Genomic DNA, 14,256 nt, shown 5'->3' with positions numbered 1-14,256 from the left:
ACCTTTGATGGGGAGTGTTCATGGCGACAGAGGTAGGTAGCGGCACACAGCAGGGCGGCCCGGGTGGGCACCATGACGACGAGGCCATGCTGGCCGAGCTCGGCTACAAGCAGGAGCTCCATCGTGGGATGAGCGGCTTCAGCAACTTCGCCGTGTCCTTCTCGATCATCTCGATCCTCGCGGGCTGCATCACGACCTACTACCTGGCGATGGATGCCGGCGGCCCGATCGCCATCTCGATCGGCTGGCCACTCGTCGGCATCTTCGTCCTGTGCGTGGCCCTGGCCATGGCCGAGGTCTGCTCGGTCTACCCCACGGCTGGTGGGCTCTACTTCTGGGCCGGCAAGCTCGCCCGTCGCAACAAGCGCATCTGGGCCTGGTACGTCGGCTGGTTCAACTTCCTCGGCGAGGTCGCCGTCACGGCGGCCATCGACTACGGCGCCGCAGTGACCTGGATGGCGTTGCTCAACCTCGTCTTCGGCGTCGAGGTCACGCTCGCGTCGACCTTTGTGGCCTTCGTCGTCATCATCGCCCTCCACGGGCTCCTCAACACCTTCGGCGTCAACCTCGTCAAGGTGCTCTCCAACGTCAGCGCTTGGTGGCACCTGGTCGGTGTCGCGATCATCGTGGCCGTCCTGTGGCTCGTCCCCGACCAGCACCAGACGCTCGAGTGGACGTTCACGGAATACCGGAACGCCACCGGCTTCGAGGGCACGATCTTCGGGATCCTGCCGTACGCGTTCCTTGTCGGTCTGCTCATGGCGCAGTACACCTACACCGGCTACGACGCCTCGGCCCATGTGGCCGAGGAGACGATGAACGCGTCGGTCGAGGCGCCGAAGGGCATCGTGCGTTCCGTCTGGGTCTCGATCCTTGCCGGTTGGGTCCTCCTCGTGTCCGTCACGGCGGCGATCCAGGACTACGACGCACAGCGCGCCACCGAGACCGGTCTTCCGCCGGCGCAGATCTTCATCGACGCCGCTGGCGCTGGACTCGGCAAGACGCTTCTCTTCATCTGCGCCGTCGCCCAGTTCTTCTGCGGCATGGCGTCGGTGACGGCGAACTCGCGCATGTCCTATGCGTTCTCGCGGGACAACGCTCTGCCGGGCTCGAAGCTCTGGTCGCAGGTGAACCCGCGCACCGGAACCCCGACCAACTCCATCTGGCTGTGCGTCGCTGGCTCGATCCTCGTCGCCCTGCCTGCGCTGTGGAGCATCGTGGCCTACGCAGCGGTGACCTCGATCGCCGTCATCGGGCTCTACATCGCCTACGTCATCCCGGTCTACCTGCGCCGCACCCACCCCGACTTCCGTGTCGGCCGCTGGAACCTCGGCAAGTGGAGCGCCCCGATCGGCTGGATCGCCATCGTGTGGGTTGCGATCATCGTCGTGCTCTTCATGCTCCCGGCCTACGCCCCCGGAACCTGGGGTGACGCGACGTTCAACTACGCCCCGGTCGCGGTCGGCGCGGTGCTGCTCTTCGCCACGATCTTCTGGTTCGTGCGGGGACGCAAGCACTTCATGGTCGACGTGCCCTCGGGCCACGACACGAAGCCGGCCGCCGAGATCTTCGAGTGAGCGTGACCGCACACCCGCAGGACGAAGGGCGGCTCTCCGACGCCGTCCTTCGTCCCGCGACCTCCAACGTCTTCGAGTCGGCGGTTGAGCAGCTGGCCACGGCCATTCGTCTCGGTGTCCTCGTCGACGGCGAACAACTGCCTCCGGAGCGCGAACTGGCGGAGCGACTTGGTGTCTCGCGCAACACGTTGCGCGATGCCATTGCTGCACTGCGTGACAGCGGCCTCGTCGAGACTCGACGTGGGCGTGGCGGCGGGACCGTCGTCACCCACGTCCCGCCTCAGCCGGGGTCGTCGACGGCCCCCGTCCGCCGGGGTGCGGCCATGGCCGACGCGCTCGACTTCCGGCGGATCGTCGAGCCGGGCGCCGCCTGGCTGGCGGCCAAGCAGTCTCTCTCGGGAGACCAGCGGTCGTGGCTCGTCGAGTCCGCTGAAGCGGTGCGCACCGCTCCGGATGCGGGTTCACACCGCATCGCCGACAGCCGCTTCCACCTTGCGGTGGCGACCGTGTCGGGATCGCCGATGCTCATCGAGTCGGTGACGCGCGCCCAGGCCGCACTGGGCGAGATGCTCGGCGCGATCCCGGTGCTGCCACGCAACATCGAGCATTCGTGCCAACAACACGACGCCGTCGTGACCGCGATCCTCGGCGGCGACGCCGAAGCCGCCCGGGCGGCCATGGAGGAACACTGCGACGCCACCTCAGCCCTGCTCAGAGGACTCATCGGATGACCAAGGAGATCGACGCATGAGCGGATCCATCCACACCGGGGGACCGAAGCACCTGACCCTCAACGACCTGCGAAGGGGCACCTCGAGCGGCGAGATCGACACCGTCATCGTGGCCTTCACCGACATGCAGGGGAGGCTCACGGGCAAACGGTTGCACGCGGCATACTTCCTCGAGCATGTCCTCGAGGGCGGGGTCGAGGGCTGCAACTACCTCCTCGCCGTCGACGTCGACATGAACACGGTCGACGGCTACGCGATGTCCTCGTGGGAGAAGGGCTACGGCGACTTCGAGTTCGTCCTCGACCTCGACACCCTGCGGCGGACGCCGGGCGCGCCCAACTCCGTGACGATCCAGTGCGACCTCGCGTGGCTCGACGGCTCGGGGCCGGTCCGACAGTCCCCCCGAGGCATCCTCAGGGACCAGGTGGAACGCGCTGCCGAGCGGGGGTGGCAGGCGCTCGCCGGGACCGAACTCGAGTTCATCGTCTTCGAGGACAGCTACGAGTCGGCCTGGGACCGCCGCTACGTCGGACTCACCGGAGCGAACCGCTACAACGTCGACTACTCGATCACTGGAGGGACCGTCGTCGAGCCCCTGCTCCGGGACATCCGCAACGAGCTGTATGCCGCGGGCGTCACCGTCGAGGGTGCCAAGGGGGAGTGCAACTTCGGGCAGCACGAGATCGGCTTCCTCTACGACGAGGTCGTGCGCACCTGTGACAACCACGTCATCTACAAGACTGCGGCCAAGGAGCTCGCCGCAAGGCACGGGATGTCGCTGACGTTCATGGCGAAGTACGACGAGCGCGAGGGCAACTCGTGCCACATCCACCTGTCGCTGCGTGGGCTCGACGGGGAGACGGTGTTCTCCGACAAGGAACGCGACGGTGGGCAAAGCGTCCTGCACGACCAATTCCTCGCCGGGGTTCTCGCGACCATGCGGGAATTCACCTACTTCTATGCGCCGAACATCAACTCCTACAAGCGGTTTCAGCCAGGGTCCTTCGCACCCACGGCCATCGCGTGGGGACGGGACAACCGCACCTGTGCGCTTCGCGTGGTCGGTCATGGTGCCGGGCTGCGCATGGAGAACCGCGTGCCCGGCGGTGACGTCAACCCCTACCTCGCCGTCGCGGCGATGCTCGCTGGTGGCCTCTACGGGATCGAGAACGAGCTGGAGCTCGAGCCCGCCTTCGAGGGCAACGCCTACAACTCCGACGTCGCCACCGTCCCCTCGACCCTCCGCGAGGCCCGCGACCTCCTCTCGGGCAGCTCGATCGCCCGCGAGGTCTTCGGCGACGACGTCGTCGACCACTACGTCAACGCCGCCGACGTCGAGCTCAAGGCCTACGACGCAGCGGTCACCGACTGGGAACGCATTCGCGGTTTCGAGCGGCTCTGAACACTTCGGAAAGGACATCCCTGCAGTGAGCACGCATGACGTGATCAACCCGGCGACCGAGGAGACGGTGCGCAGCATCGACCTCGTCGGTGTCGAGGAGACCGACGAGGCTGTGGCCCGCGCGGTCGAGGTCGGCCCCCAATGGCGTGGTCTTGCTCCCGCCGACCGCGGCCGTCTGCTGCGGCGCTTCAGTGCTGTCGTCGACGACCACCTCGAGGAACTCGCCCTCCTCGAGGTCGAGAACGCCGGACACACCATCGGCAACGCGCGGTGGGAGGCAGGGAACGTCCGTGACGTCCTGGCCTACTACTCGGCGGCGCCGGAACGCTTGTTCGGCAAGCAGATCCCCGTCGCGGGCGGCCTCGACGTCACCTTCAAGGAGCCGCTCGGCGTGGTCTCCGTGATCGTGCCGTGGAACTTCCCGATGCCCATTGCAGGCTGGGGTTTCGCACCCGCGCTCGCGGCCGGCAACACGGTCCTCCTCAAGCCCGCCGAGCTCACGCCGCTCACGGCAATGCGCCTCGGCGAACTCGCGCTGGAGGCCGGCATCCCCGAAGGCGTCTTCACCGTCCTCCCCGGCAAGGGGTCGGTCGTGGGGGAGCGGTTCGTCACCCACCCCGATGTCCGCAAGGTCTGCTTCACCGGCTCGACGGCCGTCGGCCAGGGGATCATGCGCAAGGCCGCGGACCAGCTCAAGCGGGTGACGCTCGAGCTCGGCGGCAAGTCGGCAAACATCGTCTTCGACGACTCCGACCTCGACGCCGCTGCCGCCGCCGCGCCGATGTCCTTCCTCGACAACGCCGGACAGGACTGCTGTGCCCGCACGCGAATCCTCGTGCAGCGCAACGTCTTTGACGCGTTCATGGAGCGTTTCGAGGCCGCGATGAGGGACGTCCGAGTCGGCGACCCTGGTGACGAGGCCACCCAGATGGGGCCACTGGTGAGCGCTGGTCAGCGAGAGACGGTCCGAGGCTTCGTCGAGAACTCCGACGAGACCGTCGACGTCGCCTTCCGCGGCAGCGCTCCCGAGGGCGATGGCTACTGGTACCCACCGACCGTCGTCCTCCCGACCTCCACCAAGGACCGCGTCTGGCAGGACGAGATCTTCGGTCCGGTCGTGGGGGTCATGCCCTTCGACGACGAAGCCGATGCGATCGCCAAGGCCAACGACACGGCATACGGGCTGTCGGGTTCGATCTGGACCCGCGACGTCGGGCGAGCGATCCGCGTCTCGCGCGCGGTCGAAGCGGGAAACCTGAGCGTCAACAGCCACAGCAGCGTCCGCTACTCGACCCCTTTCGGGGGATTCAAGGCGAGCGGGATCGGACGCGAACTCGGACCGGACGCACTCGACGCGTTCACCGAGGTCAAGAACGTCTTCATCAGCACGGACAACTGAGAGGTATCACCACACATGGGAACTCGTCTTGAGGGCAAGGTCGCGGTCGTCACCGGAGGGTGCTCCGGCATCGGACTCGCGACCGTCCGCCGCTTCGCGGAGGAGGGTGCCAAGGTCGTCATCGGCGACCTCGACGACGCGAACGGTGAGCGCATTGCCGAGGAGGTCGGCGGTGCCTACGTCCACTGCGACGTGACCTCCAAGGAGGAGGTCGACGCGCTCTTCGCGACCGCCAAGGAGAAGTTCGGCAGCGTCGACATCGCCTTCAACAACGCCGGGATCAGCCCACCCGAAGACGACTCGATCCTCGACACCGATCTCGATGCGTGGCGCAAGGTGCAGGAGGTCAACCTCACCTCGGTCTACCTCTGCTGCAAGGCCGCGATCCCCTACATGCTCGAGCAGGGCAAGGGCTCGATCATCAACACGGCCTCGTTCGTTGCGGTGATGGGCGCGGCGACGTCGCAGATCTCCTACAGCGCGTCCAAGGGTGGCGTCCTGTCGATGTCGCGTGAGCTCGGTGTGCAGTTCGCCCGCCAGGGCGTGCGGGTCAACGCCCTGTGCCCGGGGCCGGTGAACACGCCGCTGCTGCGTGAGTTGTTCGCCAAGGACGAGGAGCGCGCGGCGCGCCGCCTGGTGCACGTGCCGATGGGGCGCTTCGGTGAGCCCGAGGAGATGGCCAACGCGGTCCTCTTCCTCGCGTCCGACGAGTCGAGCTTCATCACGGCCAACACGTTCCTCGTCGACGGCGGCATCTCCGGCGCCTACGTCACGCCCCTCTGACGTCATGGCTGCCCGTCCCGTCATCGGCGTCACGTCCTACGTCGAACCCGTCGTGCGCGGTGACTGGGACGGGCAGCCGAGCACCGTCCTGCCGCACAACTACGTCGAGCACCTCGAGCGCGCTGGTGCGTCGGTGGTGGTGTTGCCGCCGCGGCTGGATGCTGACGACGCCCTCGTTGCAGGCCTGCTCGCGCGACTCGACGGTGTCGTCATCGCTGGCGGCGCCGACGTCGAACCCAGCCGGTATGCCGCCGTCCCCGACTCCCGGGTCCAGTCACCTCGCCCGGACCGGGACGCTTTCGAACTGGCCGTGGCGCGGGTGACGGCGGAGAGTCGCCTGCCGTTGCTGGGGATCTGTCGCGGGATGCAGGTCATGGCTGTGGCTGCTGGCGGGACGCTCGAGCAGCACGTGCCCGATCGCGTCGGGCACGACGAGCACAGCCCCTCCCCGGGGGCCTACGCGTCGCATCCGGTGACGGTCGCGGAGGGCAGTCGGCTCGCGGACATCCTCGGTGCCGGGGCCCACGTGGTGCCGACCTATCACCATCAAGCGGTGGCTGCCCATCCCGGATATGTCGCAACGGCGTGGCACGAGGACGGGACGGTGGAAGCGATGGAGGACACGGCATACCCGTTCCGTCTGGCCGTCCAGTGGCACCCGGAGGCGGGGGACGACGGACGACTCTTCGAAGCGTTCGTGGCGTCGTGCGGCGCGATCGGCGGTCGTGAGTGACACTGATGCCGTGAGAGCACCTGGAATCGCGATCGCCGCTGGAGGTGTCGGGCTCGCCGCCTGGCTCATCAAGGCAGGGCGCCCCGTGCCGGAAGCCATGGGTGGCCGCGCCACAGGAGCGCGGGCAGCGCGCATGGCGGCTTCGCCCGAATGGTCGAACGGGAGGTTCCACAACCAGCAGTTGCGGTTCGAGCCGTCGTCGCGGTCGCTCGCGGGTGGTCTGAAGGACTTCGTCTCCGGACGTCAGAGTCGGCATCCCGTCGGTGACGTGCCCTTGGTCCGAGGCGCTCTGGGGGCGCTGCCCGAGGGAACGCGCGTCACGTGGCTGGGGCACTCGACGGTGCTGGTCCAGATCGACGGTGCGGTCGTCCTGCTCGACCCCGTGTGGAGTGACCGCTGCTCGCCATCGCAGCAGGTGGGTCCGCGCCGGTTGCACCCCGTGCCGGTTGCGCTTCGCGACCTGCCGCCGGTCGACGCCGTCGTGATCTCGCACGACCACTACGACCACTTGGACATGGACTCCATCAAGGACCTCGCGCGACTGCGACACGAGACGCGGTTCGTCGTCCCGCTCGGCATCGGCGCCCACCTCGAGAAGTGGGGTGTGCCCGCCGACCGGATCGACGAACTCGACTGGCATGAGGACACCAAGGTTGCGGGCGTGCGTCTCGTCGCGACTCCTGCACAGCACTTCTCGGGTCGCGGCCTGTCGCGCGATGGGACGCTGTGGGCCTCGTGGGTGCTCGAGGGCGAGACCAGCAAGGTCTTCTATTCGGGTGACACCGGCTACTTCGTGGGATTCGCGCAGATCGGCGAGCGCTACGGCCCCTTCGACCTGGCGCTGGTGCAGGTCGGTGCCTATGACACGGGCTGGCCGACGATCCACATGACGCCTGAGCACGGTGTCGAAGCAGCCATGGACGTGGGTGCCGCGGCGATGGTGCCGGTGCACTGGGGCACGTTCAACCTCGCGTTCCACCCGTGGAGCGAGCCCATCGAACGGGTCCTGGTCGAGGCCGAGAGGCACGGGATGCGGGTCGTGGTGCCGCGGCCGGGGGAGCCAGTCGACGTGTCGGCGCTGCCGGATGGGCCGAGTTTCTGGTGGCGCTCGGTCACCTGAGGCTGAGTCAGCTCTCGGCTGGAATGCCCGTGTCGCGGACGAGGTAGATCCACGGGAGTGCGCGGCAGCCGACGACCCAGCCGTCCTGCTCGTAACGCTTGAGGGAGCCGGTCCAGACGACACGCTTGTGCTCCCACTGCGTGGGTGTGTGCACCATGAGGTGGCGGAGCATCCCGGCGCGGATGGTGTGCCACCCCCGACGACCGGCGATCTCGAGCTCGGCCATCTCGTCGAAGGCAGTGACGGGGCCGAGCCACCGCTGTTCCGCGGAGGGGGCGTCTGCGCCGCTTCGATCGCCGAAGCGCTGCTGGACGGCCTGACGACTCATGCCGAGCTCCGTTCCGATGGCGGCCCAGCTGTGGCCACCTGAGCGAGCGGCGCCGACCGCCTGCTGCAGGAGGTCACGAGCGGCGCTCTCAGCCGACGCGGCATGCCGGACGAGAGCGAGGGGGTCGTCTTGTGGTGCTGCCCTGAGGATCGCGGTGCCGATGGCCTCGACAAGCTCGGCGTCCGGGCCGGTCTCAGCGGTCGTCACGGCTCGGCAGCCAGAGGTCGTCGTCGCCGGGGCGCTCGTGCTCGGAGTCGGGGTCGGGGGTCTCGCGTCGCGCCCACATCGCTGACCCGAGGAGGTAGGCGCCGAGGACCATGAGCGCGACGGTGGCGCCCTGGAACAGCCCCTTGTCGAAGCCGTCCCTGCCGCGCGACAGGAGGAAGGCGGCGAACCCCAGCACGACGCAGAGGGTGCCGGAGGTGAGGTCGGTCGCCTTGGAGGTTCGGAGACCCAGAGTCTTTGCCATGCGTCAACCGTAGGTTGACAGAACGAGCGTGTCAACTGAACGTTGACACCGTGTGCACAGATGCTGGATTGCACCGTGGTCATCCACAGATCGCCCTGCGGCGGGGCGCGCCGTCCGAGGGCGCTGCCATGCTGATGCCCTTCGTCGATGCATCCAGTGGGGGAGACCATGCACCACAACACCGAGCCGACCAGAGGCTCCGAGTCCGAACTTGTCGCGCGAGCCGTCCACGCCTTGGGGAGCCACCGGCCGCGCCTTTTCGACGACGTCACGGTGGAACTCGCCACTCGATGTGCCACGGGCGTCGGCGCCCACGCGGTCGTGGCCACAGTGGTCACGCTGATGCGGGACGCCGTGCGGGCGGCGTGGGAGCGCGGTTGGCAGCCGAGCGACATCCAGCGGATGGGCGCAAGGACGTTGACGGCGCCTGAGCAGGAGGTGGCACGGGACGTGATGGCCGACGAGCTCGATCGCTACGCCGCGCAGACGGTCGACCCGCGCTGGCTCGGCCAGCTCACAGCGATCGAGAGCCGGATCTGGTGGCAGCGCTCTCAGACATGGCTCGATGCCCGACGTCGCAGTGGGACCGACTGGCTCACGCTGGTGACCCAGTCGATGGCCGTCCTGCACCTCGTGCAGACGCTCCCGAGCATCGAACGGCTGACACCGCTCCCCGGGGAGGTCCGACCTGCCCAGGATGGCAACGGATCTGCTGGCGACCGCCGCGCGACGCTCGCGAGCGTCGACGTGCGGGTTCTCGAGCGCGTGCGGATGTTGCTCGCCAAGGCGGAGTCGACCACCTTCGAGGCCGAGGCAGAGACCTTCACTGCGGGAGCTCAGGCACTGATGGCGCGGCACAGCATCGATGCCGCACTGCTCGCGGCGTCGGCCGGAGAGGAGAGCGCCGAGGATGGGCCGCAGGGGCGCCGAATCGGGATCGAGTCGCCCTATGAGGGGCCGAAGGCGTCCCTCCTCAGCGCTGTGGCGTCGGCCAACCGGTGCCGGACGGTGTGGACCAAGGAACTCGGCTTCGGGACGGTGATCGGCTACGAGGCAGACCTGGAGTCGGTCGAGTTGCTCTTCACTTCGCTGCTCGTGCAGGCGAATGCACGCATGCTCGCCGAGGGCAAGCGCGCCGACTTCCGCGGGCGGAGCCGCACGCGGGCCTTCCGGTCGAGCTTCCTCACGGCCTACGCCCACCGCATCGGCGAGCGTCTCCGCGAGGTCGCCAAGGCCGAGATGGAGTCGGCGGCCCCGGAGGCGAGTTCGAAGGGGCAGGCGCTCGTGCCGCTCCTGGCGGCGCGCAACAAGAAGGTCGAGCAGACCGTGGGTGAGTGGTTCCCCTCACTGACACGGAGGCGGACTCAGCCGGTGCGTGACGCCGAGGGGTGGCACATCGGACGAGCTGCGGCAGATCAGGCGAGCCTCGACGGGACAGCACCTCGAGACCGGGTGGGACGACGACGCACGGGCTGAGGGTCAGCGGGTCTTCCCGGCTCGCACCATGGCGACCGTCTTGGCAATCCGATCAGTCCGGGTCTGCTCTCGTTTGGCCTCGGTGACCCAGCGGACGTACTCCTTGCGATGCGAGTAGGCCAAGGCCTCGAACGCCTTCTCCGCCGCGGGATCCGCCGCCAGACCCGCAGCAAGGTCGTCGGGCACCTCGACGGTGCGCGGCTTGAGGTCCGCCACGATGTCGAAGGTCACCTCGTCGCCGATCTCGACCCCGGCTGCGGCGCGGTTGGCCTTGCTGAAGCCCACGATGTTCTCGCCGCCCATGCGTGCCAATCGCAGTGGGATCTCCTTGCCCTTGATCGTCACGATGACGGGGAAGACCTTGGCCCCTTCACCCATCGCCGCGACCTGCTCGTCGGTGAAGGCGAAGCCGCCGGCGGGGCCCATCGGCTCGAGGACAGCGGTGAGGTGCAACGTCTCTCCCATGGAAGTCGAGCCTAGCCACGGGAGGCGGGCGGACGGCATACAGAAGAACAACACTCGCGATGACCGCGATGTGGACAGTCCTTCCCGGCCTGTGCCGGCGCGTGCCACGCTCTCCCCGTGACTCTCATGTCCGTGGCCACCGCCACCGTCATTATCGACTAGCGCGACGAACACACAGTTCGTCGCGCAGACCTCCCACACCCGGGGGGTCTTTTTGTTTGGTCGATGACGGTGCGCCGGAGTCGCCCGGACAAACGTTCAGTCGGCCACACCCCGGCCCCCGAACGGCAGCGCTCCTCGACAATGGCACCTGAGAGACCAGCAGTACCGAACCGATGCACGAGACCGATCGAGGCGAGACACGATGAGTGACCTGCACGTCTACGACACCACGCTGCGCGATGGTGCCCAACAGGAGGGGCTCAACCTCTCCGTCGCGGACAAGCTCGCCATCGCCTCGCACCTCGACGACCTCGGCGTCGGCTTCATCGAAGGTGGCTGGCCCGGCGCGAATCCCAAGGACACCGAGTTCTTTGCCCGGGCCGCCACCGACCTCAGGCTCAAGAACGCGACGCTCGCGGCGTTCGGTGCGACCCGCAGAGTCGGTGGGAAGGCCGCGACCGATCCGCTCGTCCGGGCGCTCGTCGACAGCGGGGCGCCGGTGGTCACCCTCGTCGCGAAGTCGCACATCGGTCACGTCGAGCGCGCGCTCCGGACGACCCGCGAGGAAAACCTCGCGATGATCCGCGACACGGTGTCGTTCCTGCGCGGGGAGGGGCGGCGCGTCTTCCTCGACGCGGAGCACTTCTTCGACGGGTATGCCGTGGACCGCGCCTACGCTCTCGAAGCGTTGCGCGCCGCGTTCGAGTCCGGTGCCGAGGTGGCTGCGCTGTGCGACACCAACGGCGGGATGCTCCCCGGGCAGGTCTGGGACGTCGTCACCGACGTCGTGGCAGCCCTTGCTCTCGGATCGGGGCCGGGCGGCGGGGCGTCGGGAGACGCACGCCTGGGCATCCACTGCCACAACGACACCGGCTGCGCGGTCGCCAACTCGATGGCCGCCGTCGGCGCCGGCGCGACACACGTCCAGGGCACGATCAACGGCTACGGCGAGCGCACCGGCAACGCCAACCTCGTCACCGTCATCGCGAATCTCCAGCTCAAGGAGGGGCGTGAGGTGATGGACCCGCACCTGCTCCAGGAGTCGACGCGGATCAGTCACGCGATCAGCGAGATCACGAACGTGCCTGCCTATTCGCGCCAGCCCTACACCGGGGCGAGCGCGTTCGCGCACAAGGCAGGCCTCCACGCAAGCGCGATCAAGGTCGACCCGGATCTCTACCAGCACCTCGACCCCAAGCACGTCGGCAACGACATGCGGATGCTCATCTCCGACATGGCCGGTCGCGCGTCGATCGAGCTCAAGTCGCGCGAACTCGGCTTCGACCTCGACCCGGAGGACGAGGAGGACAGCGCGCTCGTGCAGAAGGTCCTCGCCCGGGTCAAGGAACTCGAATTGCGCGGCTACACTTTCGACGCCGCCGACGCGAGCTTCGAACTGCTGCTGCGCCGTGAGATCGCGGGGGCGCTGCCGACCTTCTTCGACATCGAGTCGTGGCGGGTCATCACCGACTCCCGACCGGACGGCGACGCGCTGTCGGAGGCGACCGTCAAGCTCAGTGCAGGTGGCAAGCGCGTGCTCCGCACCGGCGAGGGAAACGGTCCAGTCAATGCCTTGGACCAGGCGTTGCGGCTGGCGCTCGCGACGGCCTACCCGGAGATCGAGCACCTCGAACTCATCGACTTCCGCGTGCGCATCCTCGATGCAGCGCACGGCACCGATGCGGTGACGCGGGTCCTCATCGAGACCAGTGACGGGGAGACGACGTGGGAGACCATCGGCGTCGCACCCAACATCCTCGAGGCCAGTTGGATGGCACTCGTTGAGAGCGTGACCTACGGGTTGTTGCGGGCTGGGGTGCCAGCGCGCTGACGTCCGCGGCCAAAGTCGGTGGAGCACGCCGTGTGCCGTCAGCGAGACTGGGCCAATGCCGATTTCGCTGGAACTGCCGGACGTCCGATTCCACCAGTCGTGGAAGGACATGATCGAGGAGTTCGGGAGTGGGCCGATGGACGGCAGCGGCTATTTCGCGGCGGTCGACCATGAGTTGGACGTCGACACGATGGCGGAGATCGTCGTCGACCGGCGCGCGCAGGAGCTGCCGGACGGGCCGCGCCCCGAGGGTCACGTTCCGTGCTCCTTTCGCTGGATTGCCGATGGTGATGAGCTCGTGGGTTTCGTCGCCGTCCGGCACGACCTCGATGACTTCCTGTTGGAACAGGGCGGTCACATCGGCCACTCCGTGAGGCCGAGCCGGCGCGGTGAGGGGATCGCCACGGAGGCACTGCGCCAGGCAGTGGCGTTGGCTCACGCAGTGGAGGTCAGCCCGGTGCTGGTCACGTGCGACGAGGGCAACCCATCGTCGCGAGCGGTCATCGAAGCCAACGGGGGTGTCTATGAAGACAGTCGCCAGGGCACGCGTCGCTATTGGATCCGCTGAGGTGGGCCACGACATGGACATTGACGAGGGTGTCGTCGACGGCGCCGGTTCGACGACCAGGGGGAGTTCCATGGCCGAGCTGTGGGCGGCGCGAGCCGCCTCTCTGCTGTGAGCTCTGGCACCGGCGACCTCGTCGTCCGTCCCGGCCCGGGGCTCCCGGGTGGTCTCGTCATCGATGCGAGTGAGTTGGCCGAGCGGTTCAGTCGCTCGTCCGGTCCAGGTGGTCAAGGGGTCAACACGACTGACAGTCGCGTCGAGCTCACCTTCGATCCGGGGGCCTCGACGTCGTTGCGGCCCACACAGGTCGAGCGGGTTCTCGAAGTACTCGCAACGAGCCTGGTGCAGGGCCGGATCGTGGTGGTGGCGACCGAGCACCGCTCCCAACTCCGAAATCGCGCGGCGGCGCGGGAGCGCTTGGGAAACCTGTTGCGCGATGCACTCGCGCCAGCGCCACCGGCGAGGCGGCCGACCCGTCCGACCAAGGGGTCACAGCGCCGCCGGCTTGAGTTCAAGAAGCGCCGTGGCGAACTCAAGTCCGGCCGGGGTCGCGTGATTCCGGACTGAAAACCGGTTTCCGTATGCCGTCCGCGCACCGTGCCAGCATCGCTGTCGGTGGTGGGTGGTGCACTGTGTTCGTGGCCCGGTCATGGGGCTTGTTCGGGATGCCCTGATCTGTGCCAGTGCTGTTGTGTCCCAATGGAATTCGCCTGTGGACAGCCCACAGCGCGTCACCGAACGCGTGTACGATTTGAGGCATGGGAACGACACCGGTGACGACCACACGTGAAGCGCAGGTGCGCTCGGTGGTGTCCTCGTTGGCCGACGTGAACCCGGAGGGGTTGACCGAGGCCGAGCGGGTCGCGACGGTGTCGGCGTTGGAGGCGATCAAGGGTGCCGCGGCCGCGGCGCAGGCCCGGCTGACGCAGGCCGCGGTCGTGGACCGGGAGGCGTTGGGTGAGGACTCTCGCAGCGTCCGTGCCGAGATCGCGCTGGCCAGGAAGTGCTCGCCGACGGTGGCGGACCAGCACGTCGGGGTCGCGCGGGCATTGGTGGAGGAGATGCCACACACCCTGGCCGCGTTGACCTCGGGGGAGATCAGTGAGCGGCGGGCGATGATCATGGTCCGCGAAACGGCGTGCCTGTCGCGGGAGCATCGGGCGCAGGTCGACGCCGACCTCGCACCGAAGCTCGGGTCGTTGGGGGACAAGGCGT

At 68.0% G+C, this 14,256-nt stretch carries 14 protein-coding genes and 1 pseudogene; 12 read left to right on the top strand and 3 right to left on the bottom strand.

From position 1 onward, the window contains the following. Positions 1-20 precede the first annotated feature (20 nt). Genes N802_RS10535 through N802_RS10505 form a run of 7 tightly spaced genes read left to right on the top strand, consistent with a single transcriptional unit; the run spans position 21 to position 7,745 of the window. Entirely contained in the window at positions 21-1,577 is a 1,557-nt protein-coding gene (locus N802_RS10535; protein ID WP_052109842.1) for an amino acid permease, read from the top strand. 2 nt (positions 1,578-1,579) lie between these two features. Continuing rightward, positions 1,580-2,308, top strand: a complete 729-nt coding sequence (locus tag N802_RS10530) for a FadR/GntR family transcriptional regulator (protein WP_035915879.1) — start codon at positions 1,580-1,582, stop codon at positions 2,306-2,308. Between the two features lie 16 nt (positions 2,309-2,324). Continuing rightward, positions 2,325-3,710 carry a glutamine synthetase family protein gene (locus N802_RS10525; RefSeq protein WP_052109811.1) on the top strand — a complete coding sequence of 462 codons (1,386 nt, stop codon included), beginning with the start codon at positions 2,325-2,327 and terminating at the stop codon, positions 3,708-3,710. A 25-nt stretch (positions 3,711-3,735) separates the two neighbouring features. Beyond that, positions 3,736-5,109 carry an aldehyde dehydrogenase family protein gene (locus tag N802_RS10520; protein ID WP_035915878.1) on the top strand — a complete coding sequence of 458 codons (1,374 nt, stop codon included), beginning with the start codon at positions 3,736-3,738 and terminating at the stop codon, positions 5,107-5,109. A 15-nt stretch (positions 5,110-5,124) separates the two neighbouring features. Beyond that, on the top strand, positions 5,125-5,892 hold the full coding sequence (locus N802_RS10515) for a 3-oxoacyl-ACP reductase (RefSeq protein WP_035915876.1): 768 nt from the start codon (positions 5,125-5,127) through the stop codon (positions 5,890-5,892). Positions 5,893-5,896: 4 nt separating this feature from the next. Continuing rightward, the gene (locus N802_RS10510) at positions 5,897-6,625 is read left to right on the top strand and encodes a gamma-glutamyl-gamma-aminobutyrate hydrolase family protein (RefSeq protein ID WP_035915873.1); all 729 of its coding nucleotides are present in this window, start codon (positions 5,897-5,899) and stop codon (positions 6,623-6,625) included. A 10-nt stretch (positions 6,626-6,635) separates the two neighbouring features. Continuing rightward, positions 6,636-7,745 (top strand): MBL fold metallo-hydrolase, encoded by a 1,110-nt coding sequence (locus tag N802_RS10505; protein WP_052109841.1) that lies wholly within the window; start codon positions 6,636-6,638, stop codon positions 7,743-7,745. 7 nt (positions 7,746-7,752) lie between these two features. Here the strand turns inward: N802_RS10505 and N802_RS10500 are convergent, their stop codons facing one another. Both N802_RS10500 and N802_RS10495 read right to left on the bottom strand, forming a co-directional pair. Continuing rightward, positions 7,753-8,280: a hypothetical protein gene (locus N802_RS10500; protein ID WP_035915870.1), complete on the bottom strand. Its 528-nt coding sequence runs from the start codon at positions 8,278-8,280 to the stop codon at positions 7,753-7,755. After that, a complete protein-coding gene (locus tag N802_RS10495) occupies positions 8,267-8,542 on the bottom strand; it encodes a hypothetical protein (protein ID WP_035915867.1) in 276 nt (91 codons plus the stop codon). The genes N802_RS10500 and N802_RS10495 overlap by 14 nt, the downstream gene beginning before the upstream one ends. Positions 8,543-8,710: 168 nt before the next feature. On the opposite strand from N802_RS10495, the gene N802_RS10490 reads away from it, so the two are divergent. Further along, positions 8,711-10,018, top strand: a complete 1,308-nt coding sequence (locus N802_RS10490; RefSeq protein ID WP_169743415.1) for a DUF2786 domain-containing protein — start codon at positions 8,711-8,713, stop codon at positions 10,016-10,018. Positions 10,019-10,021: 3 nt separating this feature from the next. On the opposite strand, the gene N802_RS10485 is transcribed toward N802_RS10490, so the two are convergent. After that, entirely contained in the window at positions 10,022-10,483 is a 462-nt protein-coding gene (locus tag N802_RS10485) for a YdeI/OmpD-associated family protein (RefSeq protein WP_035915865.1), read from the bottom strand. A gap of 364 nt (positions 10,484-10,847) precedes the next feature. Between N802_RS10485 and cimA the strand changes: the two genes are divergently transcribed. From cimA to N802_RS10465, 4 genes and pseudogenes are all read left to right on the top strand, one after another. Next, the gene (gene cimA / locus N802_RS10480; protein WP_035915862.1) at positions 10,848-12,476 is read left to right on the top strand and encodes a citramalate synthase; all 1,629 of its coding nucleotides are present in this window, start codon (positions 10,848-10,850) and stop codon (positions 12,474-12,476) included. 55 nt (positions 12,477-12,531) lie between these two features. After that, positions 12,532-13,044, top strand: a complete 513-nt coding sequence (locus N802_RS10475) for a GNAT family N-acetyltransferase (RefSeq protein WP_052109808.1) — start codon at positions 12,532-12,534, stop codon at positions 13,042-13,044. A 108-nt stretch (positions 13,045-13,152) separates the two neighbouring features. After that, positions 13,153-13,608, top strand: a complete 456-nt coding sequence (gene arfB / locus N802_RS10470) for an alternative ribosome rescue aminoacyl-tRNA hydrolase ArfB (RefSeq protein WP_035915859.1) — start codon at positions 13,153-13,155, stop codon at positions 13,606-13,608. Between the two features lie 191 nt (positions 13,609-13,799). Then, positions 13,800-14,256 (top strand): annotated as a pseudogene (locus N802_RS10465) (DUF222 domain-containing protein); the annotation flags it as partial.

It is taken from the genome of Knoellia sinensis KCTC 19936 (genome assembly GCF_000768705.1).
GTDB lineage: Bacteria > Actinomycetota > Actinomycetes > Actinomycetales > Dermatophilaceae > Knoellia > Knoellia sinensis.
This window is presented reverse-complemented; position numbering and strand designations above follow the sequence as displayed.